The organism is Kitasatospora sp. NPDC097691, from assembly GCF_040302665.1.
GTDB lineage: Bacteria > Actinomycetota > Actinomycetes > Streptomycetales > Streptomycetaceae > Kitasatospora.
The window spans coordinates 1-26,158 of record NZ_JBEORY010000012.1 but is presented as its reverse complement, the minus strand read 5'-3'; the positions used below and the strand labels follow the sequence as shown (position 1 = coordinate 26,158).

General features: G+C 74.4%; 19 protein-coding genes and 1 pseudogene. 15 read left to right on the top strand and 5 right to left on the bottom strand.

Annotated features, from left to right (window positions below; translation table 11 throughout):
• Window positions 1-3 precede the first annotated feature (3 nt).
• The 11 genes from ABTY56_RS11290 to ABTY56_RS11245 all read left to right on the top strand — a co-directional run bounded on the left by ABTY56_RS11290 (window position 4) and on the right by ABTY56_RS11245 (window position 13,411).
• On the top strand, window positions 4-792 hold the full coding sequence (locus ABTY56_RS11290; RefSeq protein ID WP_350628322.1) for an ATP-binding cassette domain-containing protein: 789 nt from the start codon (window positions 4-6) through the stop codon (window positions 790-792).
• Window positions 789-2,060, top strand: coding sequence for a sugar ABC transporter permease (locus tag ABTY56_RS11285; RefSeq protein WP_350628320.1), 1,272 nt, complete (start codon window positions 789-791; stop codon window positions 2,058-2,060). Before ABTY56_RS11290 ends, ABTY56_RS11285 begins: the two co-directional genes overlap by 4 nt.
• A gap of 228 nt (window positions 2,061-2,288) precedes the next feature.
• Complete coding sequence (locus ABTY56_RS11280) at window positions 2,289-2,453, top strand: SflA family class IV lanthipeptide (protein ID WP_350628318.1); 165 nt, start codon at window positions 2,289-2,291, stop codon at window positions 2,451-2,453.
• Window positions 2,393-3,133, top strand: a complete 741-nt coding sequence (locus ABTY56_RS38825; protein ID WP_502893085.1) for a class III lanthionine synthetase LanKC N-terminal domain-containing protein — start codon at window positions 2,393-2,395, stop codon at window positions 3,131-3,133. The genes ABTY56_RS11280 and ABTY56_RS38825 overlap by 61 nt, the downstream gene beginning before the upstream one ends.
• A 143-nt stretch (window positions 3,134-3,276) precedes the next feature.
• Window positions 3,277-3,447, top strand: a complete 171-nt coding sequence (locus ABTY56_RS11275; RefSeq protein ID WP_350628316.1) for a thiazolylpeptide-type bacteriocin — start codon at window positions 3,277-3,279, stop codon at window positions 3,445-3,447.
• A 53-nt stretch (window positions 3,448-3,500) separates the two neighbouring features.
• Window positions 3,501-3,701 (top strand): thiazolylpeptide-type bacteriocin, encoded by a 201-nt coding sequence (locus ABTY56_RS11270; RefSeq protein WP_350628314.1) that lies wholly within the window; start codon window positions 3,501-3,503, stop codon window positions 3,699-3,701.
• A gap of 249 nt (window positions 3,702-3,950) precedes the next feature.
• Window positions 3,951-6,584, top strand: coding sequence for a lantibiotic dehydratase (locus ABTY56_RS11265; protein ID WP_350628312.1), 2,634 nt, complete (start codon window positions 3,951-3,953; stop codon window positions 6,582-6,584).
• A 178-nt stretch (window positions 6,585-6,762) separates the two neighbouring features.
• A complete protein-coding gene (locus tag ABTY56_RS11260; RefSeq protein ID WP_350628311.1) occupies window positions 6,763-7,926 on the top strand; it encodes a hypothetical protein in 1,164 nt (387 codons plus the stop codon).
• Window positions 7,923-9,608, top strand: coding sequence for a hypothetical protein (locus tag ABTY56_RS11255; RefSeq protein WP_350628309.1), 1,686 nt, complete (start codon window positions 7,923-7,925; stop codon window positions 9,606-9,608). Before ABTY56_RS11260 ends, ABTY56_RS11255 begins: the two co-directional genes overlap by 4 nt.
• Window positions 9,605-11,581, top strand: coding sequence for a TOMM precursor leader peptide-binding protein (locus ABTY56_RS11250; RefSeq protein WP_350628307.1), 1,977 nt, complete (start codon window positions 9,605-9,607; stop codon window positions 11,579-11,581). Before ABTY56_RS11255 ends, ABTY56_RS11250 begins: the two co-directional genes overlap by 4 nt.
• Before the next feature lie 114 nt (window positions 11,582-11,695).
• Window positions 11,696-13,411 carry a thiopeptide-type bacteriocin biosynthesis protein gene (locus ABTY56_RS11245; RefSeq protein WP_350628305.1) on the top strand — a complete coding sequence of 572 codons (1,716 nt, stop codon included), beginning with the start codon at window positions 11,696-11,698 and terminating at the stop codon, window positions 13,409-13,411.
• Here the strand turns inward: ABTY56_RS11245 and ABTY56_RS11240 are convergent.
• A complete protein-coding gene (locus ABTY56_RS11240; protein WP_502893088.1) occupies window positions 13,379-15,373 on the bottom strand; it encodes a galactose-binding domain-containing protein in 1,995 nt (664 codons plus the stop codon). The two genes, ABTY56_RS11245 and ABTY56_RS11240, sit on opposite strands and share 33 nt — an antisense overlap.
• Window positions 15,374-15,752: 379 nt before the next feature.
• On the opposite strand from ABTY56_RS11240, the gene ABTY56_RS11235 reads away from it, so the two are divergent.
• The 3 genes from ABTY56_RS11235 to ABTY56_RS11225 are packed head-to-tail and all read left to right on the top strand — an operon-like array spanning window position 15,753 to window position 19,540.
• Window positions 15,753-16,478, top strand: coding sequence for a hypothetical protein (locus tag ABTY56_RS11235; RefSeq protein WP_350628302.1), 726 nt, complete (start codon window positions 15,753-15,755; stop codon window positions 16,476-16,478).
• A gap of 8 nt (window positions 16,479-16,486) precedes the next feature.
• On the top strand, window positions 16,487-18,136 hold the full coding sequence (locus tag ABTY56_RS11230) for a S8 family serine peptidase (RefSeq protein ID WP_350628300.1): 1,650 nt from the start codon (window positions 16,487-16,489) through the stop codon (window positions 18,134-18,136).
• A 36-nt stretch (window positions 18,137-18,172) separates the two neighbouring features.
• Entirely contained in the window at window positions 18,173-19,540 is a 1,368-nt protein-coding gene (locus ABTY56_RS11225; protein ID WP_350628298.1) for a hypothetical protein, read from the top strand.
• A 50-nt stretch (window positions 19,541-19,590) separates the two neighbouring features.
• Here the strand turns inward: ABTY56_RS11225 and ABTY56_RS11220 are convergent, their stop codons facing one another.
• The 3 genes from ABTY56_RS11220 to ABTY56_RS11210 all read right to left on the bottom strand — a co-directional run bounded on the left by ABTY56_RS11220 (window position 19,591) and on the right by ABTY56_RS11210 (window position 24,975).
• A complete protein-coding gene (locus tag ABTY56_RS11220; protein WP_350628297.1) occupies window positions 19,591-20,805 on the bottom strand; it encodes a saccharopine dehydrogenase family protein in 1,215 nt (404 codons plus the stop codon).
• Window positions 20,806-21,028: 223 nt separating this feature from the next.
• On the bottom strand, window positions 21,029-22,858 hold the full coding sequence (locus tag ABTY56_RS11215) for an alpha-keto acid decarboxylase family protein (RefSeq protein WP_350628295.1): 1,830 nt from the start codon (window positions 22,856-22,858) through the stop codon (window positions 21,029-21,031).
• Window positions 22,855-24,975, bottom strand: coding sequence for a flavin monoamine oxidase family protein (locus ABTY56_RS11210; RefSeq protein WP_350628293.1), 2,121 nt, complete (start codon window positions 24,973-24,975; stop codon window positions 22,855-22,857). The genes ABTY56_RS11215 and ABTY56_RS11210 overlap by 4 nt, the downstream gene beginning before the upstream one ends.
• Window positions 24,976-25,181: 206 nt before the next feature.
• Between ABTY56_RS11210 and ABTY56_RS11205 the strand changes: the two genes are divergently transcribed.
• Window positions 25,182-25,952, top strand: coding sequence for a GNAT family N-acetyltransferase (locus ABTY56_RS11205; RefSeq protein ID WP_350628291.1), 771 nt, complete (start codon window positions 25,182-25,184; stop codon window positions 25,950-25,952).
• A 108-nt stretch (window positions 25,953-26,060) separates the two neighbouring features.
• On the opposite strand, the pseudogene ABTY56_RS11200 reads toward ABTY56_RS11205, so the two are convergent.
• Window positions 26,061-26,158, bottom strand: a pseudogene (locus ABTY56_RS11200) (DNA polymerase III); the annotation flags it as partial.

Genomic DNA, 26,158 nt, shown 5'->3' with positions numbered 1-26,158 from the left:
GAGATGGTTCACGTGACAGGCGCACCCGTACTGGCGTTGCGCGGGGTCTCCAAGCGCTTCGGCGCCGTCCAGGCACTCACCGACGTGCACCTGGAGGTACACGCCGGCGAGGTGGTGGCCCTGGTGGGCGACAACGGCGCCGGAAAGTCCACGCTGGTGAAGACCATCGCGGGCGTCCACCCCATCGACGAGGGGACGATCGAGTGGGAGGGGCAGCCCGTCTCCATCGGCCGCCCGCACGACGCCCAGGCCCTCGGCGTCGCCACCGTCTACCAGGACCTCGCACTGTGCGACAACCTCGACGTGGTCGGCAACCTCTTCCTCGGCCGTGAGCTGAAGCGGTTCGGCACGCTCGACGAGGTCGCCATGGAGAAGCGCGCCCGCGAACTCCTCGACACGCTCTCCATCCGCATCCCGAGCGTGCGCATCCCCATCGCCGCCCTGTCCGGCGGCCAGCGCCAGGTGGTCGCCATCGCCCGCGCCCTGGTCGGCGACCCCAAGATCGTCATCCTGGACGAGCCCACCGCCGCCCTCGGCGTCGAGCAGACCGCCCAGGTCCTCGACCTCGTCGAGCGCCTGCGCGACCGCGGCCTCGGCGTCATCCTGATCAGCCACAACATGGCCGACGTCAAGGCCGTCGCCGACACCGTCGCCGTCCTGCGCCTGGGCCGGAACAACGGCGTCTTCGCGGTGGCGGACACCTCGCACGAGGAGATCATCTCCGCCATCACCGGCGCCACCGAGAACGCCGTCACCCGTCGTCAGGCCCGACTCGCGGAGGACGCGAAGTGAGCACCGAACAGACCACCCCCGCCCCGGCGGCCCCGGCTCCGGGCGCCCCCGCGGTCGACCCCCGACTGCTCGTCCGCGAGGCCGGCCTGGCCGGCTACCTCGCCGAGTTCAAGCGGAAGATGAAGAACGGCGACCTGGGCTCCGTGCCCGTCGTCCTCGGCCTGATCCTCATCGGCGCCATCTTCCAGGGCATCACCGGCGACTTCCTCAACGCCGACAACCTCACCAACATCACCAAGTGGATCGCCGGCCCCGGCCTGATCGCCGTCGGCATCGTCTTCGTGCTCCTCCTCGGCGAGATCGACCTCTCGCTCGGCTCCGTCGCCGGCGTCTCCGCCGCGATCGCCGCCGTGCTGTCCGTGCGCTCCGGGTACAACGAGTGGGTCGCCTGCCTCATCGCCATCGGCGCCGCCGTCGCCATCGGCGCCCTGCACGGCTTCTTCTTCGCCAAGATCGGCGTCCCGGCGTTCGTCGTCACCCTGGCCGGCCTGCTCGCCTGGAGCGGCCTGCAGCAGTACGTCCTCGGCGACAAGGGCACCGTCAACGTCGTCAACGACGGCGTCCTGGCCAACCTGGACACGTACTTCCTCGGCGACGGCGACATCGCCTACACCTGGGGCCTCGCCGTCCTCGGCATCGCGCTCTTCGCCGTCGGACAGATCCTGGACGCCCGCCGTCGCGCCGCCGCCGGCCTCGCCGCACGCCCGATGAGCGAGATCGCGCTGCGCACCGCCGTCCTTGCCGCCATCGCGCTGACCGCCGCCTACATGCTCAACCAGGACCGCGGCCTGCCGATGCCGCTGCTCGTCTTCCTGGCCGTCGTCGTCATCACCGACTTCGTCCTGCGCCGCACGAGCTACGGCCGGCAGATCTTCGCGGTCGGCGGCGGCGTGGAGGCCGCCCGGCGTGCGGGCATCAACGTCGCCTGGGTCCGGATCTCGGTCTTCATGATCTCCGCCGGCATGGCGGCCCTCGGCGGCCTGTTCATCGCCTCCCAGCAGGGTTCCGCCGACAAGATCCTCGGTGGCGGCAACGTCCTGATGAACTCCATCGCGGCGGCCGTCATCGGCGGCACCAGCCTGTTCGGCGGACGCGGCAAGACCTGGTCGGCCCTGCTCGGCATCCTGGTCATCCAGTCGATCATCACCGGGCTCGACCTGGTCCACGTCAACCAGGCCATCCAGTACATGATCACCGGCGCCGTCCTGCTCGCCGCCGTGGTCCTGGACTCGGTGTCCCGCCGTACCCGCAAGACCGCCGCGCGCTGACGCGGCGACACGTCCGGCACGGGCCGGCCCGGCACCCGAGGGATGGGTGCCGGGCCGGCCCGTGCCGTGTGCCTGAGGGCGGACGCATGCGGCGTCCACAAGCGGAACCGCCCTTTGTCGTAGGAGAGTTGCCAGGTCTGTCCGACCCCTGTGACGGCCTCGGGGGCGTGGCTGGCATGAGGTCTCCAGTCAGAGGTCCCAATGACCCGAATCACCGGGAGGATCCACATGAATGCACTGGTGACCGACATCCGCGACGCAGGCCCGCTGGACATCGACGAGGACGCCATCGCGTTCGAGGACGCGCTCGACGCGGACCTCACGCCGGTCGCGTGTCCCGCCGACCCGTGGGTCACGTACGTCCCGACCCGCTTCCCCAGCCAAGACTTCTGATCCCGGCGATCCGACCGGAACACAGCGGAACCGGGGGAGGGAACGGACCCTCGAGCACACCACCCGACCCCGACCCCGGCTCCGCCGACGGGCTGCGGCGCAGCGTCGAGACGCTCGCCGCAGCCGCAGCCGCAGCCGCAGCCGACCCGCGCGGACCGCTGCGCACCGACGGACAGTGGTGGTACCTCCGAGACCCGCGGATGCCGGAACTCGCCCACGGATGGAAACTGCACGTGTCCACCCGCCCGGGCCGACTGGCCGACCTGCTGGACGTGGTGGTCCCCATCCTGCTGCGCCACACCTGCGACGTGAAGTTCGCGCGGAGCGCGGCCGCACTCCCGGTGTTGCCACGTTCCTGCGGCGCGTGTCCCGGTGTGGTGGCCCGGTGCCGGGGTTGCTGCCGCAGCGCTGAGTGGTGCCACCGTGCCCGCCCGGCCCGCGTCGAGTGCGTTGGGACGCCTCCGAGGGCGGGCGCGGTTTGCGGTGCCCGCCCTTCTCTGCATGCCCCGAAAAGCCCGGTGCGAACGGGGCCGTTCGACCCCGGACGGCGGTGGCAGGTCGCAGACCGGTGGCGGATCGCTCAAGCGCCGCTGAAGAGGCGGTGGCGATGCGCCGTGGGGGCACGGACTACCGGCCAAACGCCTGGCCGACCATGTCGGCGGCGGGTTCCCGAGGCCTAGAGTCGACCTCGGGCGGCGCGAGAGCAGGGTTCGAGTGACCCTCGACCGACGCACCCACGGGGGGCCCGGCACATCCCACAGCACCCGCTTCGCAGACGCGTCCCGGATCGTCCGGCGCGCCTGCCACCTCAAGGGAGTCCGCCATGTCCGACATCGCTCTCGACCCTCAGGACCTCGACCTCAGCGAGCTGAACGTCACCTCGCTGCGCGACACCGTCGCGCTGCCGGAGAACGGCGCGTCCTGGGGCTCCTGCTCCTGCCAGGGCTCGTCCTCCTGCGCCCAGCCGGAGACGATGGTCGCCCCGCTTTCCTGACGATCCATCACATCACTGTCCTGCAAGTCTCGTTCGAGAACACGGGAGAACTCATGACCGACCACGCTCAGGGCACGCTCGCGCTCGATGACATCCTCGCCCTCGACGGCCTCGACCTGGGGGAGCTGACCGTCACCGCGCTGCGCGACACCGTCGCGCTGCCCGAGACCGGCGCCTCCGGCGGCCCCAGCTCGACCTCCTGCGGATCGTCGTCCTGCGGCGCGCCGCACCCGCCGGTCCTCGACACCTTCTGAGAACCGGCGCCACCGAACCACCCGGAACCACCCCGCACAACCCCGCACCACCAGCGCAGCAACCCTGAACCCGGCGCGTTCGCGCGGACGCGCCGGGTTCCTGCCGTGTACCGCCCAGGCCCGTCGGAGGGAGCCGCCATGCCGAACCGAGCCCTACCGCGACCCGTGCTCCGCCCGGTCCCCGCACCCGCACCCGTGCCGGCACCGGTCCCCGCACCCGCACCCGTGCCGGCACCGGTCCCCGCACCCGTGCCGGCACCGGTCGCCCACACCGCCCGCCACGCCCTGGTGCGCGCCACCGTGCTCGCCCGGCCCGCGCAGTCCGCGCCGTCGGCGGCCGTACGGAGCCTGCTCGCCGAACTCGGGGCCGTCGAAGCCGCGGAGGCGGCCCTGCGGACCGGCCTCTGTGACGACCTGTACGACAGCCGCACCGGGCACGACGAGGAGTTCCACCGCCGGATCGTGCTCCCGCTCCGCCGTGACCTGCACAACGGACGCCCGCCCCGCGCCGCACAGCTCGACCGGCTCGCCGACCTGCCGCAGCGCGTCCCCCGGCTCGCCGACTGGCTGGAACTGCGGCAGCGGCGCGCCCGGCTGCTCGCCGCGCTCGCCGACGCCGTCCCGCCTGCGCTCGCCGTCGAACGTGCCGCCCTCGCCGAACTCTGCCGCGCGTCCGCCTTCACCCGGGCCGTCGCCCTCACCAGTGCCGACCTGCTGCGTGCGGTCGCCAACACGGCCCGCGCGGCCGACTCGACGGGGGAGCGGCCGGCCCGCGCCCGCAAGGAGGAGGCCGCCGTCCTGCGCCACGCGCTGCGGGCCACCGCCAAGACCAGCCCGCTCTCCTGGTTCACCGCGGTCGGCTGGTCCTCGGGAGACGGGGAGGCGGACGGGCACACGGGTGACGGGACTCCGGGCCGGCGCACGGCAGACGCGACACCGGACGGGCCCGCCGGATCGCCGGTGCCCCCGTACGCGGTGGTCCGGGAGAACCGGACGCTGGTCGCCGCGCTCGTCCAGGCCCTGCTCGACGACCCCCGGCGCAGCCGCACCCTGCCGCACCGGATGACCGGAGCCGCCCGCGTCGCCGACGGCCGCGCCCACTACGCCCGCAGCGAGGTGGTGTTCGCGGGCGGCCGCTACCTCGTCACCCGCGAGGAGGAGGTCGAGCTGGCCGACCGGCCCGAACTGGCGCTGCTCGCCTCGCTCGCCGACACGCCGGACACCCCGGATCGGCTCGCCGCCCGCCTCGCCGCCGCCCTGCGGCGCCCGGGGGACGACCCCGTCGTGCACCGCTTCGTCGGCCAACTCCGCACCGCCCGCCTGCTGGTGCCCACCGACCCGGTCGACCCGCAGGACCCGCAGCCGCTGCGCAGTCTCGCCCACTGGCTCCGGCAGTGGCCGCAGGACGCCGCGATCGTCGCCCTGGTCGACCACCTGGCGGACCGGACGGCCGAGTTGGCGGACGCACCGGGCGAGCGCCGCCCCGCGCTGCTCACCGCGCTCGCCGACGCCTGGCACCGGGTGCTCGCCGCCGCCGGCCGACCCGTCCCCGCCGAGGCCGCCCCGCTCACCGTCCTCAGCGAGGACGTCCACGCGCCCGCCCCGCCGCAGCGCCGACCGAACCGGGCCGACCGCGTCGCGCTCGCCGAACTCACCGCGCTCGCAGAGCTGTTCGACCACGGCCACCTGATGCGACGGGCCGCCCGCGACCGGTTCGTCGCCCGCTACGGCACCGGCGGGGTCTGCGGCACGCCGTGGGAGTTCGCCGCCGATGCCGCCCAGGCCTGGGCCGCCATCGCCGTGCCGGACGAACTGGCCGCCCTGCGCGCCGAGTTCGCGGCCGTACCGGAGACCGAGGGTGAACTCGTCCTCCCCGCCGAGCGGGTCCGGGCGCTGGCCGCCCGACTGCCCGACTGGACCGCGGCCCGACCGCTCAGCTACTCGTGGTTCGTCCAATCCGACCCCGCCGACGGCCTGTTGTGCGTCAACCACGTCTACGGAGGCTGGGGGCGCTTCGCCAGCCGGTTCCTCGACGCCACCACACCGCGGGCCGCCGCCGACGTCACCCGGCAGATCCGCCGCGGCCTCGGCGAGGGCGCCCGCGCCGCCCAGATCCGGCCGGTCGGCGGCTTCAACGCCAACCTCCACCCCCTGCTGCTCGCCGACGAGATCGGCCCCGACCGCCGGTGGGCCAACCTCGTCGAAGCCGACCTCGACCTCGTCCACGACCCCGCCACCGACCAGCTCCGCTTCCGCCTGCGGAGCACCGGCGAACTGCTGGACGTCCTCTACCTCGGCTTCCTCGCGCCGGTCATGCTGCCCCAGCGGCTCGCCCCGCTGCTCGCCGACCACCCGAACGGCGTCGTCGACTTCCGCCCGCTGCTGCCCCGCACCGCCCTCCGCGCACCCGGCGGCACCGTCACCGGCACCCCGCGCCTGCGCCACCGCCACGTCGTCCTCGCCCGCCGCCGCTGGCACCTGCCGCCGGCCGTCCTCGACGCCCTGCGCGCCGACCTCGCCGCGGACCCGGGCTCCGACGGAGTCCCGGCCGGGGCCACCGCCCGCTGGCGCGCCCTGCTCGGCCTCCCCGAACAGCTCTTCCTCCACCCCGTACCGGCCACCCCCACCACCACGGGCACGCCCGCCGACGCCTTCGTGGCCCACCTGCGGGCGCCGAAGCCCCACCCCGTCGACCTCGGCAACCCCCTGCACCTGTGCCACCTCGCCAAGTGGCTGACCCGGTACCCGAACGGGGTGGTGCTGGAGGAGGCACTGCCCGCCATCGCTGGCGCGGCGGAGCCGACCCGGACGGTCGAGCTGGTGGTGGAGACCTACCGGCCCGGACGGGCGGGCGCCGCAGGGCGCGAGGAGGCAGCCCGATGACGCGGGCGCCGTCGTACGGGAGCGGGCCGGCCGTCCTGCGGGCGAGGTGTCCCAGCGTGCCGCGCGAGCCGGCGCCCGTCGGCCCGTCGGCCGGCCCCGCAGGCGGCCGGCCCCCGGGCCCGCGTCCGTTCGTCAGTCCTACCTTCCGTCCCGCTCCGCACTGCCGAGGAGGCGTCCGATGAGTGACCTGGCCGACGGCCCGGAGGCCGTGACCGCTCGCGATGTGGTCCTGACCTACTACCAGCCCGTCAAGGCCCGCGCGCTGCGCGAAGCCGTGCTGCCGCACGCCCGGCAGGCGGCGGCCGACGGGCTGGACGCGCACGTCGAGCGGCACTGGCGGTTCGGGCCGCACCTGCGGCTGCGCCTGCGCGGTCCGGGTACACGGGTGGCCGCCGCGGCCGAGCGGGCCGCCGAGGGGCTGCGGGCCTGGACGGCGGCGCACCCGTCCGTCGCCGACCGGACCGACGAGCAGCTGCTGGCCGAGGCCGCCGTCGCCGGACGGATCGAGCTGATCGCGCCGCCGTACGGGCCGCTGGTGCCGGACAACACCGTCCGCGTGCTGCCCGTCGACCCGGCCGCCGAGGACGCGCTGAACGCCCTGCTGGGCGCCGAATCCGCCGCGCTGCGCGACGAGTTGCTGCGGCTCGGACTGCCCGCCCTCGGCGCCGGGTGCGACTTCCTCGGCGCGCACGGCGACGCGTCCGAGGCGCGCGTCCAGTTGGTGGTGTCGGCGCTCGCGGCCCACGCCGCCGCGCACCCGGAGGGGCTGATCGGCGGGCACTACTCGATGCTGTCGCACCTGGAGGACTTCCTCGTCCACGAGGACCCGGACGGCAGTCTGCGGGCCGCCTTCGACCGGCGCTGGGACCGCGTCGGCGGCGCCGTCACCGCGCTGGTGGGCCGGATCACCGACGGCGGCGCGCGCGGCTGGGAGCGGGACTGGGCGCACTGGTCGGCGACCGCCTGGGCGCTGGCGGAGCGGCGCCACGCGGCCGGGGCCGACCTCGGCGGCAGCCGCGAGGAGTACCGGGCACGCGCGGCCGCGATCGGAGACCCGGAGACCGCCGCCCGCTGGGACTTCGACCTGCGCACCCGCTACAGCGACTTCCACTGGCTGCTGCACCGCTCCGACCCCGGCGGCACGATGTGGACCCGCCCGGACTACCTGATCTACCGGGCCTGCACCAACGGCCTGTACCGGCTGCTCGCGATCTGCGACGTCCGGCCGGTGGAGCGCTACCTCGCCGCCCACCTGGTGGTCCGCAGCGTGCCCGAGCTCACCGGGCACCGCTGGCAGGACCGGGTGGACGAGGTCATCGCCGCGGTGGAGGGTGCCGCATGACCGGCCCGGAACGGGGTGCCGTACGGCCCCACCTGCGCCCGGGCGTGGCGGTGACCCGGCTCCGGGACGGCCTGCACCTGCGCGGGCGCGGCACCAGCCTCACCCTGGAGGGCAGCAGCGCGCTCCCGGTGCTGTGGAAGCTGCTCGCCGCCCGGCTCGCCCCCGGTGCGGAGCCGGCGACGGCGCCCGAACCCGAGCCGAAGGTGGCGGCCGCGCTGGCCACCGTCACCGCCCGGCTGCGCGAGCACGACCTGATCGTGGACCACCCGAGCGGCGCCCGACTGCCGCTCTGGCCGGGCTCGGTGGCGGCGGAGCCGGGCGACGCGGCAGCCGCCCTCGCGGCCGCCCGCCCGATGGTGGCCGCCGCCGATCCGGACGGCCCGTTGGCCCGCGCGGTGGCCCGCGCCCTCGCCCGGGGCGGCACGGCCGCACCGGCGGTGGTCGCCGAGGCCGGGCTGCCGGCCGGGCGGGTGGTGGTCTCGACGGGATCCCCGCCGGTGGCGGTCGCGGTGCAGTGCGACGCGGACGGCGGGTTCGTCACGGAGCCCGCCGACCCGGCCCGCACCCGGGCGGACGCCACCGCCCTCGCGGCCCGACTGGGTACCGGCACCGGCACCGGCCCTGGCACCGGCCCTGGCCCCGGCACCGGCACAGGAGACCCGGCCACGCTGCCCGTCCTGCTCGCCGCCGCGGCTGCCCAGCGGCTGCTGTGCGCGGTCGCCGGCCTGCCGGACCCGGGTGAGCCGGGCGGCGATCCGCGCCTGCTCGCCGGTCGCCCCGCCGTCCTGCTTGCCGAAGCCCACCCGCCGCGTGCCCGGCACCACGCGTGGGCGGCGGGCGCGGGTGCCGCCGCCGAACCGCCCGCGGACCTCGTCGAGGCCCTCCGTCGGGTGACCGCCCTGGGCGATCCACGGCTGGGCGTCCTCGACGCGCCGTCGCCCGGCGACCTTCCCCAGCTGCCCGTCGCCCTGGTCTCCTGCGGCACACCGTCCGGTTCCCTGGTGGCCGGCGCGGCCCGGACGGACCTCGCCCGGCTGGCCGCGGCCTGTCGGTCCGTCGAACTGCACCTGGCCGCCCTCGACCGGGGAGCGGCCCCGGTGGTGGGCGCCGACCCGGACCACGCTCTCGGTCGGGCCCTGCGTGCCGCGGCCCTCGACCGTGCCGCACCGGACGGGCCCGGGCTGCCGGAGCCGGCCTGGCGGGAGCACCCGCAGGCCGCGCACTGGTGGGCCGCGCTGGCCCGGTGCCTCGGTCGTTCACCAGAGTTGATGATCCGTCAACTCCAATACGGTGTACCGGTGTTCCTGGCCGAGGTCGAAGGGAGCCGAGTCGTCGAGGCCACCCCCGCCGATGCCGTCGCCCACGCCGCCCTGGCCGCCCTCACCCGCCTCCTCGCCCGGCGGAGCGGCCTGGCCGCCGCCCACCACACCGCCCCGACCGGCGCGGCCGCCCCGCTCGCCGCCGCCGGCCGCCACCCGGCCGCCTGGACGGACGACGGCTGGACCGACCGCTGGCTCACCGGACTCGCCGACCGCGAGGCCGACCTGCGCGCCGCCCTGCACCGCCTGACCGGCCTGCGCACCGCCCCCTGGCGGCCCACCAGCCCCGCCGCCCGCCCGCTCGCCGACGCCCTGGACGGCTGCGGGTTCACGGCACTCGTACGCGCAGGAGACGGCCGATGAGCGAACTCCCCGTCCTCACCCCGGCGCAGGCCCTGGCCACCACCGACGGCACCGCCGTCGTCCACCTCACCGAGTGGACCCTCGGCCTCGCCGCCCGCCTCAGCCGCCACGCCCTGACCCACCCCGTCCGCCTGGTGCCGGTGCGCGAGGACGGCGCGCTGACCCTGGTCGGCCCCGTCCTGCACCCCGGCGCCCCCGCCTGCCTCGGCTGCACCGAGTACCAGCGGCTCGCGACCGCCGGCGGCCGGGTGCCCTGGCAGAGCCCCGACCTGGCGCTCGCGGGCACCGGCACCCCGGCCTTCGGCGACGCGGTGGCCGCGCTCGCCGCCGAGCTGGCCGCAGCCGCACCGGACCCCGGCGCACCCGCCACCGGAGCACCGGCCCCCGCCGCACCAGCCCCCGCCCCCGCCGGAGAACCGGCCCCCGCCGCAGCCGCACCGGCCCGCGCCGACAGCGGCCACGCCACCGTCCACCTGGTGAACGGTGCCCGCGCCACCTGGTCCACCCACCGGGTCCGCCCCGTCGGCGGCTGCCCCGTCTGCCGCCCGCTGCCCGCCGACACCGCGGAGGCCGCCCGGCTGCCCGTGACGCCCCGCCCGCTGCCCGACCCGGCCGTGCTGCGCGGCCCCAACGAACGTACGGGCGCCGAGCAGTTGCGTGCCGAGCTGCACGACGAGCGCTTCGGCCCCGTCCGCCGGCTGTTCCGCACCGAGGACTCGGCGTTCGCCCTCACCACCGCCTGGGCGACCGACGGCCGGGCGATCGACGACGGCGGCTACGGGCGGGCGGAGGACTTCCGTTCCAGCGAGCGGGTGGCGCTGTTCGAGGCCGTGGAGCGCCACGCCGGGATGCGGCCGCTCGGCCGCCGGACCGCCCTGCGCGCCTCCTTCGCCGACCTGGCACGCGACCTCGGCCCCGACGCCGTCCTCGACCCCGCCCGGCTCGGCCTGCCCGACCCCGCCCACCACGGACACCCCGCCGCCACCACCGTCCCGTACACCCCGGATCTGGAACTCGACTGGGTCCACGGCTGGTCGCTCACCCGCTGCCGCCCGGTCGCCGTCCCCGAGCACGTCGCCTACTGGGACCTGCCGGGCCGCGACCGCCCCCGCGTGGTCTACGAGTCCTCGAACGGCTGCGGACTCGGCAACAGCCCCCAGGAGGCCGCGCTCTACGGCCTGTTCGAGGTCGCCGAGCGCGACGCCTTCCTGATGGCCTGGTACGCGGGCACCCCGCTGCCCGGCGTCGCCGTCCCCACCGAGGACCGGCAGGTCGCCGACCTCGCCGCCCGGGCCCGGCTGCTCGGCTACCGGCTGACCCTCCTCGACGCCACCAACGACCTCGGCATCCCCGCCGTGATCGCCCTCTGCCGCCACCGCGGCGGCCACCCGGACGCGCCGCGCACCTTCCTCGCGGCGGGCGCCCACCACGACCCGCTGGCGGCGATCCGCTCCGCCGTCGCCGAGGTGGTCACCAACGTCCAGGAGGCCCCGCACCGCTCCACCGCCCCCGGCGGCCCGCGCGATGCGCACCGGCTGCGGCAGCTGCTGGACCGGCCCGACCTGGTCGTCACCCTGGACGACCACGTCGGCCTCAACGCCCTGCCCGAGGCGCAGCCCCGGCTGGACTTCCTCTTCGCCGGCCCGCCCCCGGTGCCCCGCACCGAGCGCTGGCCCGGCGCCCCCGCACCGGTCACCGACCTGACCGAGCTGCTGGAGCGCACCGTGGCCCGGCTCGCCGACGAGGGCCTGGAGGTCCTCGTGGTCACCCAGGACGAGCCCGGCGTCCGCGACCGGCTCGGCCTGCACTGCGCCAAGGTGATCGTGCCCGGCACGCTGCCGATGACCTTCGGCCACGTCAACCGCCGCACCCGAGGCCTGCCCCGGCTGCTGGAGGTCCCGTACCGGCTCGGCCGCACCCCGGGCCCGCTGCGCCACGACGAACTGCCGCTCCACCCGCACCCGTTCCCCTAGCCGTCCTCCACCCGCACCCGTTCCCCTAGCCGTCCTCCACCCGCACCCGTTCCCCTAGCCGTCCTCCACCCGCACCCGTTCCCCTAGCCGTCCGGCCCGTCCGGAAAGGACCCGATGACCATGCAGGACGCGACGACCATCCGCCGGCCGCCGAGCGGCCCCGCCACGCCGACAGCCGGCTGGCACAGCCTGCACCTCGCGCTGCCGCTGCCCGCCCACGAGGCGGACGCCTTCGTCACCACCGACCTCGCCCCGCTGATGGACGGGCTCGCCGACACCGACTGGTTCTTCATCCGCTACGGCGAAGGCGGCCCCCACCTGCGGATCCGCCTCCGCGCGCCGGGCGGCGCGCCGCCCGTGTCGCTCGCCGCCGAGCTCACCCGGCTCGCCACCCGCCGCACCCCCCTCGACGGGCCCTGGACGGCACGGCACGGCGAGGTGACCGAGGTGCCGTACGTGCCCGAGACCGGGCGCTACGGCGGCCCGGCCCTGCTGCCGATCGCCGAGGAGCTGTTCACCCGCTCCACCCGCACCGCCGTCCACGCCCTGCGCGCCCTGGACGCGGCCCCCGACTCCCGCCTGCCGCTCGCCCTCGACCTGGCCCACACCACCGCGCACGCGCTCGGCCTCGACGAACTCGCCGCCTCGCGCTGGCTGCGCCGCCACGCCGCCTCCTGGCGCTGGGTCACCGAGTACCGGGCGCTGCCCGGTGCGGCCGTCCACACCCGGGTCAACACGGTGTTCGCCCGGCAGCGCCGGGCCCTGGCCGGGCGTGCCCGGGCCCTGCGCGCGGCCCTCGACGCGGGGACGGCGGCGCCCTGGCTGGGCGACTGGGCCGCCGAGGTCGCCGGCGCCGCCGCCCGGATGCGGGCCGCCGCGGCCCCGGACGCCGCCGAACGCCTGGCCTGGGTCTGGGCCTCCCAGCTGCACATGCTGTTCAACCGGCTCGGCGTCGGCCCGGACGAGGAGCGCGCGGTCTGCCGCCTCGCAGCCCGGACGCTGCTCGAGACCGAGCAGCCGTTCACCTTCTTCCCCGCCGACCACCACGCGCCGGACCACCAGTACCTGGAACGCAGCAAGTTCCAGGTCGGCCGCACCGAGGACACCACCCTGCGCGACCTGCCGCCCGTCCCGGCCCCGCGGCCCCGGCCCGGCGACGTCCCGCTGCCCGCCGCCCCCCTGCCGCCCGTCACCCTCGCCGACGCGCTGCACACCCGCCGCTCCACCCGCGGCCCGCTGACCGGCCCGCTCACCGCCGCCACCCTCGGCGGCCTGCTGTGGCCGGCCTTCGCCGATGGCGAGGACACCGGCCACCGCCCGTACCCCAGCGCGGGCGCCCTGCACACCGTGCGCCTGCGCCTGGTCGCCCTCGCCGTCGACGGCCTGCCCGCTGGCACCTACCAGTGCCTCCCGGAGCACCGCAGCCTGCGCCCGATCGGCCCGCCGCCCGCCGTCGACGAGCTCAAGGCCCTCTCCTCCTACCTCTCCCGCCCGGCCACCGACCCGGCGGCGATCGACATCGAGGACGCCCCCGCCGTCCTCGCCGTCTACCTCGACCTCGCCCTCCTGCGCCGCCGCTACGGCCTGCGCGCCCTGCGCCTCGGCCTCCTCGAAGCCGGCCACCTCACCCAGAACCTCCTGCTCACCGCCGCCGCCCACGGCCTCGGCACCACCCCCCTCGGCGGCCTCCACGACGACCTCGCGCACGAACTCCTCGGCCTGGACGACATCGAGGAGCCCGTCCAGTACCTGCTCCCGCTGGGACGGCCGGCTCCCGTGCCCGGGCCCGCCGACGTGCTAGCTGCTGTAGACGCCGACCTCGTGCAGTGAGTAGCCCCACTGGGTGCCGCGCTGCTCGCCGTGGACGCGGACGTAGCGGGCCGGGACGCCGGTGAACCGTGCGGTGTCCAGGCCGCCGTCCCCGGTGGTGGTGGACCACACCGACCGCCAGGTGCTCCCGTCGGTGGAGACCTCGATGCGGTACGCCCGCCCGTAGGCGCGTTCCCAGTCCAGCGTGACGCGACCGACCAGGCCGGTGGAGCCGAGGTCGACCTGGAGCCACTGGTCGTCGGTCCACTCGCTGGCCCAGCGGGTGCCCGGGTCGCCGTCCACCGCCCGGCCGGGCGCGTAGCTGACGAACGGGTTCCACCACTCGGTGGTGCTGGCGGTGGCCGGGCGGTTCGCGGCCAGGTTCACCGTGGCCCGGTGCTGCTCCGTCGCCCCCCAGGTGGTGAGGTAGGACTCGGCGCCGCGGAAGAGGTCGTCCACCACGTCCTGGCCGCCGACCTGCCGGATGTCCTCCAGCCAGTCCGGTACCAGGCCGTAGTGCGCGGCGCCGTCCGTGTTGATGTCCCAGGTGCGGGAGCCGGTGGTCTGACGGTCGATCAGGGAGCCGCCGTCGGCGCTGCGGAACGGGTAGCGCACCGGGTTGGCGGTGTCCGCCCCGCGCGGGCCGGGCCAGCCGCCGACGCCGTTCATGTCGGTGCCGTAGCCGTACCCGACGTGGTACTTGTCGCGCAGCGCGTCGGTGCGCTTCGCCTCCGCGCTGAACCCCTCGGCGCCGTTCATGTACTGGGCGACGAAACCGCCGAGCTTGTAGACCCGCTCGATCCAGTCGAGGTCCATCCAGCTGTGCGAGGAGAGCACGCCCGGGTAGGACTCGGACTCCAGGATGTCGAACGAGCGCGCGGCCGCCTTGACGCTCATGTGGTCGACTTCGAGCATCATCTTGCGTTTCATCATCCCGCGCACCGCGTACTCGCCGAGCTCGGTCAGCCCGCGGGTGTTGCACTGCGCGTCGCCGGCGTAGGCCGGCACCGCCACCCCCGCCGGGAGCTGCTGCTGCGCCTCGGGTGCCGGGGCGAGGCCGATCGGGTTGTCGTGCTGCGGCCCGGCGCACTTCTCGGTCTGCCAGAAGGTGCCGGTCGAGAGGAACTGGCCGACGTTGATCGCCGTGCCGAGGGCGCCCTCGTCGAAGCGCACCCCGCAGAGCGCGTTGTCGAACTTGTGGCAGAGGAACATGCTGCGCACGCCCAGCCCGTACAGCTCGTCCAGGCCGCGGTCGATGTCGGCCTTGCTGCACTGGGCGACGTCGAGGATCTGCTTGCAGCCGAACGGCTCGGAGGTCTCCACGCCGAGGACGACGGCCAGTTTGCCCTGCTCGATCACCTGGCGGGCCTGCGCGCTGTCGGTGACGATCCGGAACCAGCCCTTGCCCGGCCCGCCGTACATCGTGTCGACGTAGGCCTGCAGCTCGTACGTCTTCTGCGCCTGGAGGCGGATGGAGGTCATCTCGTCGCAGCTGCGGTCCTTGAAGAAGTAGACCGAGCAGATCACCCCGTTGGTGACCAGGTCGTTGACCAGGACCCGCTGGCCGCCGCGCCAGGCCCGTTCGATCCAGGCGTAGTAGTTCTGCTGGTGGGTGAGCGAGTCGTGGGCCGGCCAGTCCTTGAAGGTCGGCCAGCCGACCGGGTCGTGCTTGCCGTCGCCGCCCTTGGTGATGAAGTCGAAGATGGCGAGCGAGCCGTCGGGGTAGTGCTCGGGGCAGTCCTTCAGCGCGTCCGCGATCCCGGCTTCGGAGAAGGACTTGCCGCAGATCAGCCGCCCGCCGAACGCCTCGTTGGCCATGATGTGGTCGTGCGCGTCGACGAAGCCCCGGACCCGGCCCTGGGCGTCGGTCCCGCGGAACGGCTCGCCGGTGACGCCGATCTGCGAGTCGGGTGCGGGTCGCGCAGTCGGGTTCCACCAGCCCGTCTCGCCCGACGCCGCGGGCGCCGGAGCGGCGACCACCATGGCGGCCAGGGTGAGGAGTGCGGCCAGCAGTGCGACGAATCCGCGCCTGCCGTGGGGGAGTTGGTGCATGGTCACCACCCGTGTCCGAGGTGAGGGGGTGGCGCGGCCACGCAAGGGGCCCGTCCGGGGCGCGGACCGACCCTTCCGGGCCGGCTGTCATGGACCGCGCACTCGGTGTGATGAGAATCGCCACTGTTGGACTGGGAGTCAATAGCCGTGCGCGGATTCCGGCCCGGATTCCGGCCCGGACTCCAGGCGGATTCCAGGGCGGGCTCCGGGGCGGAGTCCACCGGTGCTCGACGAGCCGATCGCATCCGGTTCTGTCACGCTGATGGAGCGGTGCCGAGCGGCACCGCCGCGCGCGAGGAGGTCCGTACGGATGTCTGAGCGAGAACCGGGGCGCCGGCCGGAGCCGGCCGACCGCCGGGCCCACACTGCGGCGATCCGGGCGGCGGAGGCCCGCCGGGAACGGCGCCGGCGGCTGCTGGTGCGCGGCACGATCGGCCTGGTCGCCCTGGCGGTGGTCGGCGGGATCGCCGCCGTGATCGCGACGAACCAGGGCTCGCCCGGTTCCTCGCACGGGATCCCGGCGCTGCCGCGGACCACGGCCGAAGGCCGCACCACCCTGCCGCCGTGGGACGCGCCGAGCGACGTCGCGGCCGCCGTGGCGGCGGCCGGGCTGCCGCTGCTCGGCACGGAGGGCTCGGTGCTGCACATCCACACCCACCTGGACGTCCTGGCGGACGGCAAGCCCGTCGAGGTGCCGGCGCTGATCGGCGTGGACGAGAGCACCCAGCAGATCAGCCCGCTGCACACCCATGACGCCACCGGCATCATCCACGTCGAGTCGCCGGTGCACGCCGACTTCAGCCTCGGGCAGTTCCTCACCGAATGGCAGGTCTCCGCCTCCGCCGACCACCTCGGCGGCCTGAAGACCGACGCCACCCACGCGTTGAAGACCTACGTCAACGGCAAGCAGGCCGAGGGCGATCCGGCCGCGATCCTGCTGCACGACCACGACGAGATCGCCCTGGTCTACGGCACGGCCGCCGAGAACGCCGCCGTCCAGGTGCCGAGCGGCTACACGTGGCCGAGCGGGCTGTAGGGACGGTCATGGCGTACGAGCCCGAGAGCCCCTTCCGGTCGCCCATCGTGGGTGACCTCAACCTGTCCCCGCCCGGGCCACCGCCCGGGAGCGGGCCCGGCTCCCCGCCCGGGATCATGCTCAGGGCGGTCGAGGAGGTCGACCCGGAGCAGCAGGTGCCGATGCTGATCGAGCTGAACCTGCGCTACCCCGGCGGGCTGCAGGCGGTCCGTGACGAGTTCTACGCGCTCTGGGAGCGCTACGCGGGGCGTTCCCGCGGGCAGTGGCCCGACGAGGTCACGTCGGGGAGCCACGTGCAGCCCGAGGTGCCGCCGGGGCTCGCCCTGGTCGCGCCGAAGCTGTACCAGACCGTCCTCTCCCGCGGGGACCTGAGCGAGCTGGTGGAGGACGACCGCCGGTCCGCCGCCCGGACCGGGCGACCGCCGACCGTCTTCCGGGTGTGGCCGGACTACCTGCTGCTCCCGCAGATCGACCGCTCGGCACCCACGGTGAAGGCCAACGCCGCCTGGCGCGCCTACGACGCGCGCGGGAGCGGGGTCGTGTGGGCGGTCATCGACAGCGGCATCGACGCGACCCACCCGCACTTCTCCGGATTGGAGCTCGCGGCCGAGGGGCGGGGCGAGGACTTACCGCAGGGGCGGACCAGCGGTCTGCACCGGGACTTCAGCTTCCTGGTGAACCCGGACGACCCCGCGGCACAGCCACCCGGCGCAGCGGCCGACCGGGCCCCGGCGTCGCCGCTCGTGGACGACAGCGGGCACGGCACGCACGTCGCCGGCATCATCGCGGGCTGCACCCCGGACGGCATGACGCCGCGGGTGGCGACGCCGGACGAGCCCGGGGACGGCGGGTTCGTCGCCAGGGCGGGAGCGGAGCGGCTGTCGGGGATGGCGCCGGCCTGCGAACTGGTCAGCATCAAGGTCATGCGGCTCAGCAGCCAGGGCACCTACGTGACCTCCTCCAGCGCGGTCATCCGCGCGCTCACCTACCTGCGGACCGAGGTCAACGTGGACCCGGCGGTCCTGCGCGTGCACGGCGTCAACATGAGCCTCGGTTGCGAGTGGAGGCCCGACCAGTACGCCGCGGGCCAGTCGCCGCTCTGCCAGGCGGTGGGCCAGGTGGTCGCCTCCGGCGTGGTCGTGGTGGTCTCCGCCGGCAACTTCGGCGCCCGGAGCACACCCCGGGACACCGCCAACACCTCGGCCGTCATGGGCTCGATCACCGAACCGGCGCACACCGAGGACTGCATCGCGGTCGGCTCCACCCATCGGGAGGCTCCGCACGCGTTCGGCGTCACGTGGACCTCGGGCAAGGGCCCGACGCTCGACGGGCGGATGAAACCCGACGTCGTGGCGCCCGGCGAGTGGATCGCCTCGGCGGCCAGCGGCAAGGTCCGGGCCACCGCCGGGCTGACCCCAGCCCCGGGCGCCCCTGTCCCGGAGAGCCTGCTGACGTACGCCGAGCAGTCCGGCACGTCGATGGCGGCGCCGCACGTCTCCGGTGTGATCGCGGCCTTCCTCTCCGCCCGCCCGGAGTTCATCGGCCGACCGCAGCAGGTCAAGAGCCTGCTCACCGCCTCCGCCACCGACCTCGGCCGGGAGCGGTACGCCCAGGGGGCGGGTCTGGTGGACTTGATGCGGATGCTGGCGAATGTCTGACGGACGGATGAACGACGACCCGAAAGGTCACGTGCGATGAGACGACTGCCGACGAACGAGCCCGTGTGGGACGTCACCTTCGACGCGCAGGGGGCGCTGACCACGCCCGCGGCGGGCGACTTCCTCGACGAGGTGACGGCCGAGGGGGTGCAGGACCTGTTCGTCTTCAGCCACGGATGGGGCACGGCCGAACAGAGCGCCCGCGAGCTCTACGACGCGATGTTCCCGCTGATCCGGGAGGCCGTGAGCGGCGTGGCGGGCCTCGGCACGGTGGGATTCGCGGGGGTCTACTGGCCCTCGCTCTGGTTCCCGCCCACGCCGGCCACCCCGCCGGCCGCGGCCGCCTCGCCCCAGGCCGGGGACGGTGCCGTGGTGGACCTCAGCGCCGGAACGGCGGCCGTCTCCGGGGCCGACATCGCCGCGTCGCTGGTCAAGGGCTTCGCCGACCCGGCGCAGCAGCAGACGGTGACGGAGCTCGGCCGGCAGATCGACGAGGGCGTCGCGGCGGTCGGCTCGGGCGAGACCGACGCGGCCAAGGAGCAACGGCTGGTGAGCATCCACCAGTTGATCCGGTCCCTGGTCCCGCCGCCCGCGCCCGACGGCGCGTTCGAGGACTCGGGCGAGCGGGCGCTGCTGCAGGACGCCGACCCGAAGACGGCCTACCAGGCCGCCGCCGAGGCCTTCGGCAGCGCGCCGCCCGGCTCGTCCACGCAGGGCATCGGCGACTGGTTCCGGCACGCCGTGAACGGGGCAAAGGACGCGCTGCGGGTGCTCTCGTACTCGATCATGAAGGCTCGGGCCGGCGACATCGGCCGGACCGGCCTGGGGCCGCTGCTCGCCGCCCTGCACGGCCGCTCGCCCGGCCTGCGGGTGCACCTGATCGGCCACAGCTTCGGTGCCCGGCTGGTCTCCTTCGCCCTGGCCGGCGTCGGCACGCCCGCCGACAGCCCGGTCACCTCCCTGCTGCTGATCCAGGGGGCGTTCTCGCACTGGTCCTTCGCCCACGCCCAGGACAACCCCTTCGGCAGCGCGGGCGCGCTGAACGCCTTCGCGGACCGGGTGCACGGCCCGCTCGTCTCCACCTTCAGCGTCCACGACTGGGCGGTCGGCGTGTGGTACCCGAAGGCCTCGTTCCTCGCCCGCCAGGACTCGGAGGCCGACGTCGCCGGGCGCTGGGACGGCATGGGCGCGGACGGGTACCAGGCCGTGGCGCCGGCCGAGGACCGGGTGATGCCGGCCGACGGCGGCGCCGACTACGGCTTCGTGCCCGGAGCCTTCTACCGGGTGAACGCCGCCGCCGTCATCAACGACGTGGACGGCGAGCCGTTCTCCGGTGCGCACTCCGACATCCGCAAGCCCCCGGTGGCCGCGCTCGCGGCGGCCGCCGCCGCGGCGCACGGGTAGCAGGGGCACGGGCAGCGGCAGGGACGGCCGACCGCGGTTGCCCGCAGCCGCTACCGACCGGGCGCGGCCGTCGGTGGAGTGTCCAGCACCCGGAAGGAGAGTCCCGCCGCGACCAGCCGGTCGATCAGCGGCCGACCCATCGCCACCGCCGTGGTCAGCTGCCCCGCCACCGGCGGCAGGTCGTCGTACGCCAGGCACAGCGCCGACTCGGCCAGCATCTTCGCGGTCTCCTGGTAGCCGGGATCGCCGCCGGACACCTCGGTGAGGACCGTCCGCCCGCCCTCCGCCCGGGCCACGAACCGGACGGCGAACCAGGACCGCGCCCGCTGCTCCGCGCTCGGCCCGGCGCCGGGCTCGCGCAGCCGCCCGAGGGCCCGGCGCAGCAGCGGCAGCTGGGCGGCGAGGGCGAGCGCCGCCACCGCGGCGACACCGCCGACGGCGACCGGCAGCCGTCGCACCGCCGCGTAGTGCGCGTAGCCGAAGTCCGGGCCGTACTCGTCCAGTGCGGCGGCCGAGCGGGCCACCACCTGCGGGTCGATCGTGGGCATCGGTACCGCCCAGGCGCGGGCCGCCCGCGACCGGTGCGGTCGGCCCGCCGGGGTGCGGACCAGCCGTCCCTTCGGCCGGGGCTCGACCGCGCGGCGCTCCCGGGCGGCCCGGGCCATCGCCCGCGGTCGGGAGAAGGCCGTCATCGCGGAGGCGAAGGTGCCGCCGGAGATGGTGCCGCCGGCGCGGACGAAGCCCTCGACCGAGACCCGGGCCGCCGGTCCGCCGCGGCGCAGCAGCTCCTCGACGGTGAACAGCACGCCGAGGTCGTGCGGCACCGAGTCGAAGCCGCAGGCGTGCACCAGCCGCGCGCCGGTGGCCACCGCCCGCTCGTGGTGCCGGAGGTACATCCGGTCGACGAACTCCGGCTCGCCGGTGAGGTCCACGTAGTCGGTGCCGCTGTCCGCGCAGGCCGCGACCAGCGGCTCGCCGTGCCGCAGGTAGGGGCCGACGGTGGAGACCACCACCCGGGCCGAGGCGGCCACGTCGCGCAGCGCCGCGCGGTCCGCGGCGTCCGCGACCAGCAGCGGGAGGTCGGCGCAGCGCGGGTCGATCGTCGCCAGCCTCGTCCGGACGGCGGCGAGCCTGCGCCCGTCCCGCCCGGCGAGTGCCCAGCGGCAGCCCTCGGGCGCGGTTCGGGCCAGGTACTCGGCGGTGAGCCCGCCGGTGAACCCGGTGGCACCGAACAGGACGAGGTCGTACGGGCGGGTCTCGGCCATCAACAGTCCCTACGTGCAGGAGTCCCTACCGGCTGGTAATCGACTGCGTCACGCTAGGAGCCCGGCGTGGCACTGTCAACGGCTCCGGCTCCGGCTCCGGCCCGGGGCGCCGCACGCCCGGCGCGTGGCGCGTGGCGCGCGACGCGCACCGGCCCTCGTCGGGGACGAGGGCCGGTGTGTGACGGGGCGGCATGCATGCTCCGCGGTCATGCGTGCTTCGCGGCTACGGGCACTTCTCGTCGATCCGGTACTGCAGAGCCCGCGGGTAGTCGTGCCGGCTGAGCCGGACGCGGGCCAGGATCGGTGCGTGGTTGATGTCGTTGCCGGCATCGGCGAGGTCCAGCAGGAGCGAGTCGAGCTCGGCGTGGGTGGAGAGTTCGCGACCGTGCATCCGGTCCTTCTCCGTGCCGAACACCTCGGCGAGCATCTCGTAGCGCCACGGGTGCAGCACGTTGTAGAAGTCGGCCCCGTTGGAGGGCTTCTCCTTGTAGTAGCAGGGGCTGACCAGCATCTGCTCGATGCCGTAGAAGCCTTCGTTGTCCAGGACGAAGACCACCGGCCGCAGGTGGTGGCGCACCTGGGTGGACAGCTCCTGGCAGATCTCCTGGAAGGAGCCGTCCCCGACGAACACCATCGGACGCTTCATCGGCTGCTGGCGGCCCAGGGCCACGCCGGTGGCGGCGCCGACGGAGTAGCCGATGGACAGCCAGCTGTTCTGGGCCAGGAAGCCGGCCCGCTCGGTGATCCGCAGGTTCATCGAGCCGAGGAGCGCGAAGGCGGCGTCCGAGACCACCGTGAAGGGCGACGGGGCCTCCGGGTCCCCGCCGGTGGCCTGGTGCTCCAGGAAGAAGTTGACGTGCTCGAAGAAGCTGTCGTAGGTCAGCTCCGTCGGGTACCGGTCGGTGCTCAGCGAGTCCAGGAAGTCGGCGGTGCTGGCCGGGACGTCCAGGCCCGCCGCGTGCGCCAGCGCGAAGTGGTCGGCGGGGAAGGTCTTTCCGTTCAGTGCGTCGCGCAACGCGCCGATGAACCGGCCGAGTTGGACCTCGGGGAAGTACTTGGCGCCGACGCTGACGCCGTCGCGGGCCGCCACGATCCAGTCGTCGCCGATCGACTGCTCGCCGCCGAGGTTCTTGGACGTGGACCAGGTGCCCAGGCCGATCCGGCACCCGGCGTTCTTGAAGGTCGTCCGGATCTCCGGCAGGCTCGCCTTGCCGTTGTAGACGCCGGCGAACAGCGGGTGCCGTTCGGACACCACGGACTTCGCGCCGACCGTGGTGCAGAACTGCATTCGGGTGGCCTGCACGAAGTCCAGCAGCTCGTCCTCCAGCCGCTTGCGGACCAGTTCCTCGCCGGCCCACACGATCGGCGTGCCGAACTCGGTGATCAGGTCCACCGCGGCCGCGACCGCCTTCTCCAGCATCTCCTCGTTCCGCTTGGTGAACGGACGCTCGTGGGCCCGGAGTTCGCCCTGCGGAGGCGCGCACGGCGCGTGCCAGAGGTCCTCCATCACCTCGAGGTAGACCGGCTTGCGCTCGGTCAGGCACGCGGTGATGGCGCTGTCGATCTGCGAGGGCGCCAGCCCCGGGTTGGAGAGCACCTGTGCGTCCACCGTGACCTGCCGGTAGACCTCCAGGTTGCTCTCCCGGCGCGGGCTCATGTGCGAGGTGAGCAGGCCGACGGCCTGCTGGTTGAGCCACTGCTCGTAGGAGGGCGCGGCGTTGATCGCGATCAGCGGTACGTCCTCGACGTACGCGCCGCCGACGGTGTTGAGCAGGCTGAACGCACCCACCCCGTAGGTCACCGCGACGGCGCCGACGCCCTGTTCGCCGGTGTCCGGGTCGATGTCGGCGGCCCGCACCCGGGCGTAGGCGTCGGCTGCGTAGCCGCCGCCCATCTCGGTGGGGGTGCCGATCCAGCGTACGCCGGTGGTGGCCTGCATGATCGTCAGGAACGGGCCGAGGAAGTCCCCCGGCACGCCGAACAGGTACGTGATGCCCAGCTGCTCCAGCCGGGTGGCCAGGTAGCGGGCCACCGTCCATTCGTCGCCGCTCATCCGCGCACTGCCTCCTGTCGGATCTCCGGCCGGCTTTCCTGCCTGGGCCGGGCCTCGGGCCGGACCTCCGGTTCCGCCTGGGCCGGCGGCGGCGGAGCCTCGTGCACCGCGATGGCCGCCCGGACGGCGGTCTCCACCGCGCCCTCGATCCAGGCGTGCTTGAGCGAGACGTGCTCGCCGGCGAAGTGCACCGGGCCCTCCGGCTTCATCACGTCGAGATGGAAGCTGGTCATCTGGTGCGGGGTGTACACCGCCGCCTCGCCGAAGGCGTACGGGTCGCGCAGCCAGCTCTGGGTCTGCCCGTAGCCGGTGTAGAACACCTCGATCCGGCGGCCGTGCACCGACTGGAGGTTGCGCAACGCGTACACGTACCGCTCGTCGTCCTCCATGGAGTCCCAGCGCACCGCGTCGTCCGACCAGCTGTAGCTGGCCAGCACCACGCCGCCGCCGTCGCTCTCGGGCACCGGGTGCGAGGGGTAGTACATGAAGCGGTTCGGGTTGTCGGTGGTCGAGCCGCCGCCGAAGCAGTCGGTGGCGGGGCGCACGCTCGCCCGGAGCAGCGGCGTGTTCCGGTAGACCTCCCGCTGGCCCTGGCCGATCCGGCGCTCGTCCACGCTCGCGTGGGCGCCGAGCAGCATCTCCGGCAGGTTGCGCGGGGGCCGGTGGCCGTTGTGGGCGGCGGCGACGGCCGCCTCGGCGTCGTCCTCGCCCGCCCGCTGGTAGTACTCGTACAGGCCGGGGGCGATGGAGTCGAGTTCGACCTTCCAGTCCGCCTCGGTGAACTCCCACCACCGGCGGGAGAACTCCAGCAGCACCTTGGTGGCCTGGTCGTAGTGGGTCTCGATGATCGCCCGGCGCTTCTTGTAGGAGAACGGGGGCGTCACCTGGACGAACCGCAGGGCGGAGAACGGGACGGTGACGATCGCGATGTCGGCCTTCCAGACGGTGGGTTCGGCCTCCGGGTCGTCCTCGGGAACGGTGCTGACGGCGACCTGCGGCCCGACCGGGCCCACCTCCCGGGCCCCTCCGCCGTCCCGGCGCGAGTCCCAGTACTCCATCCGGATCATCCGCCGGCCCATCCGCAGTTCGTCCCGGAGCTCGTCGGCGAGCGCTTCGGGCAGGTTCCAGCTGCCGCCCTCGATCTCCCAGTAGGTGGCGTTCGGGTTGATGTCGCTGCGGCCCAGGAAGGTGTGGAAGAAGGCCAGGTGCAGCCGCGAGGTCATGTTCTCGATCGTGCCGATCGCCTCGATGGCCTCGTCGCTGAAGCCCGCGTACTCGCGCAGGAAGCGGCCCATCGAGTAGCCGTCGAAGTCGCGGATCACCCGGGCCCAGCCGTCCAGCCACTCGGCGAACGGCTTGTTCACCCGCTTGCCGTCCTTGATCACCGAGTAGTAGTCGCGGACCGGCTCCAGGGCCTGGTGGACCATGTCGGCGGCGGTGATCCGCACCTCGTCGCCGGTGAGGTGGAAGCCCTCGTTGATGCAGCTGGGGTCGGCGGCGTACTCCTTGCGGCGGGCCTGGATCCGGTTCGTGCGGATCCAGGAGTCGAAGCGTTTGGCCGGTTCGCGGAAGTCCGGGCTGTCCGCGCCGTACTTCCAGACCTTGCCGGGCTCGAAGGACTCGTAGACCACCGGCGGGACGGGCGCGTTCTGGTTGCCGGTGTCCGGATCGACGTCGACGTTGAAGAACAGCTGCCGCTCCAGACCGAGGCTGTCGACCAGCGCCAGCGTGAGCGGATGGAAGCTGGGCAGCCGCATCGCCCCGGCCTCCGCGTACTGCTTCGGGTCGTAGAACGGCCCGTCGAGATCGTCGTCGGCGGAACGGAAGGTCTTGATCCGCCCGCCGGTCCGGTTGGCGTTGGCCTCCAGGATGGTGACGTTGTGTCCGGCGTCCTTGAGCAGCTTCCCGGCGACCAGTCCGGCGATGCCCGCGCCGACGATCAGCACGTCCTTGGGCTCGTCCGTCGCCGGGATGCCGTCCTTGATCAGGACGTCGAGGTAGCGCAGCTTCAGGTCCTTGTCGTCCGGACCGACCAGCAGCAGTTCGCGCGCCAGCTGTCGGCAGGTCTGCCAGCGGGCGCGGTCGCCGGCGGTGCCTTCGATGACGGGGTTCTCCATGGTCTTCCTCGGGAAGTGGGCAGCGAGATGATCACGATGAGTAATGTGCTTGCCACTCAAAGTAGCTTCGTCGTCGAAGGTCCTGTCAACCGGAGGTCGCTCCTTCGACGGGATCACGCAGCGTCACCGGGCCGGGGCCTGCCGGGACGGTGTACGGCGTGCGGGGAGCGGGCCCGCGCCGACCGGGAACCCGTAGAGTCCTCCGCATGTCGGATGACGAGGTGCGGCGGATCAACACCTTCCTGGCCGGGTTCGCGCGTCGGCGGGCCGAGCGCACGGTCGAACTCCCGGGCGGGTTCGCGGTGTTCGACGACCGCTTCGCGGGCTCGTGGTCGAACAACCAGGTCTTCGTGGACCGGACCGACGCGGAGCCGGCCGCCCTGCCCGGCGTCGTCGACGAGGTGATGGGCGAGCGGCCGTTCCGACTCGTGTCCGTCCTGGACGGGGACTTCGGCGAGGCGTGCGTCGAGCCCTTCGAGCGGGCCGGGTACCGGCACAGCACCTACCTGGTGATGCTGCACACCGGGCCGGTCCCTGCCGCCGACGGTCGCACCGTCGAGGAGGTCGGCCTGGCGGCGCTCCGCGAGCCGCTCGCGGCGAGTTGGCGGAGGTCGCTGCCGGAAGCCGACGAGGAGGTGATCGACCTGCTGGTCGACCGGCGCGTGACGAGCGGCCGGGGAGCCGAACGCGTCCGCTTCCTCGGCTCGCGCGCGGAGAACGGCGAGGTGGCCGCCTGGAGCGACCTCTACCTCGAACCCGCCATCGGGATCGCCCAGATCGAGGACCTGATGACCGCCGAGGAGCACCGCCGGCACGGCCACGCCGACGCCGTCCTGGCCGCCGGGCTGCGCCGCGCGGTGGACGCGGGCTGCGCCACGCGCTTCCTGATCGCGGAGTCCGACGACTGGCCGCGGGACTGGTACGCCCGCCGGGGCTTCGAGGTCATCGGCCACACCCACGGCTTCGAACGCACCTGAGGCGCGGCGGAGGTGCGGCTGAGGCGCGGGCGGGGTGTGGGCGGGGTGTGGGCGGAGACTCGTCACGCTCCGGGAACGGCGCCGCCGGACGGGACGATCACCCGGGGCTCACCGCTCCTCGGCCGCCGCGCTCGGCCAGTCCCCGCGTCCAGCCAGGTCCAGGACCAGCGCGGCGATGTTCCACGCGTCGTCGTCGCCCCGGTGGG

Excerpts from the sequence above, each read along its gene's own strand:
- ABTY56_RS11290 (WP_350628322.1), top strand. The coding sequence starts at position 4 with ATGGTTCACGTGACAGGCGCACCCGTACTGGCGTTGCGCGGGGTCTCC.
- ABTY56_RS11280 (WP_350628318.1), top strand. The coding sequence starts at position 2,289 with ATGAATGCACTGGTGACCGACATCCGCGACGCAGGCCCGCTGGACATC.
- ABTY56_RS11275 (WP_350628316.1), top strand. The coding sequence starts at position 3,277 with ATGTCCGACATCGCTCTCGACCCTCAGGACCTCGACCTCAGCGAGCTG.
- ABTY56_RS11270 (WP_350628314.1), top strand. The coding sequence starts at position 3,501 with ATGACCGACCACGCTCAGGGCACGCTCGCGCTCGATGACATCCTCGCC.
- ABTY56_RS11260 (WP_350628311.1), top strand. The coding sequence starts at position 6,763 with ATGAGTGACCTGGCCGACGGCCCGGAGGCCGTGACCGCTCGCGATGTG.
- ABTY56_RS11255 (WP_350628309.1), top strand. The coding sequence starts at position 7,923 with ATGACCGGCCCGGAACGGGGTGCCGTACGGCCCCACCTGCGCCCGGGC.
- ABTY56_RS11250 (WP_350628307.1), top strand. The coding sequence starts at position 9,605 with ATGAGCGAACTCCCCGTCCTCACCCCGGCGCAGGCCCTGGCCACCACC.
- ABTY56_RS11245 (WP_350628305.1), top strand. The coding sequence starts at position 11,696 with ATGACCATGCAGGACGCGACGACCATCCGCCGGCCGCCGAGCGGCCCC.
- ABTY56_RS11240 (WP_502893088.1), bottom strand. The coding sequence starts at position 15,373 with ATGGTGGTCGCCGCTCCGGCGCCCGCGGCGTCGGGCGAGACGGGCTGG.
- ABTY56_RS11235 (WP_350628302.1), top strand. The coding sequence starts at position 15,753 with ATGTCTGAGCGAGAACCGGGGCGCCGGCCGGAGCCGGCCGACCGCCGG.
- ABTY56_RS11230 (WP_350628300.1), top strand. The coding sequence starts at position 16,487 with ATGGCGTACGAGCCCGAGAGCCCCTTCCGGTCGCCCATCGTGGGTGAC.
- ABTY56_RS11225 (WP_350628298.1), top strand. The coding sequence starts at position 18,173 with ATGAGACGACTGCCGACGAACGAGCCCGTGTGGGACGTCACCTTCGAC.
- ABTY56_RS11220 (WP_350628297.1), bottom strand. The coding sequence starts at position 20,805 with ATGGCCGAGACCCGCCCGTACGACCTCGTCCTGTTCGGTGCCACCGGG.
- ABTY56_RS11215 (WP_350628295.1), bottom strand. The coding sequence starts at position 22,858 with ATGAGCGGCGACGAATGGACGGTGGCCCGCTACCTGGCCACCCGGCTG.
- ABTY56_RS11210 (WP_350628293.1), bottom strand. The coding sequence starts at position 24,975 with ATGGAGAACCCCGTCATCGAAGGCACCGCCGGCGACCGCGCCCGCTGG.
- ABTY56_RS11205 (WP_350628291.1), top strand. The coding sequence starts at position 25,182 with ATGTCGGATGACGAGGTGCGGCGGATCAACACCTTCCTGGCCGGGTTC.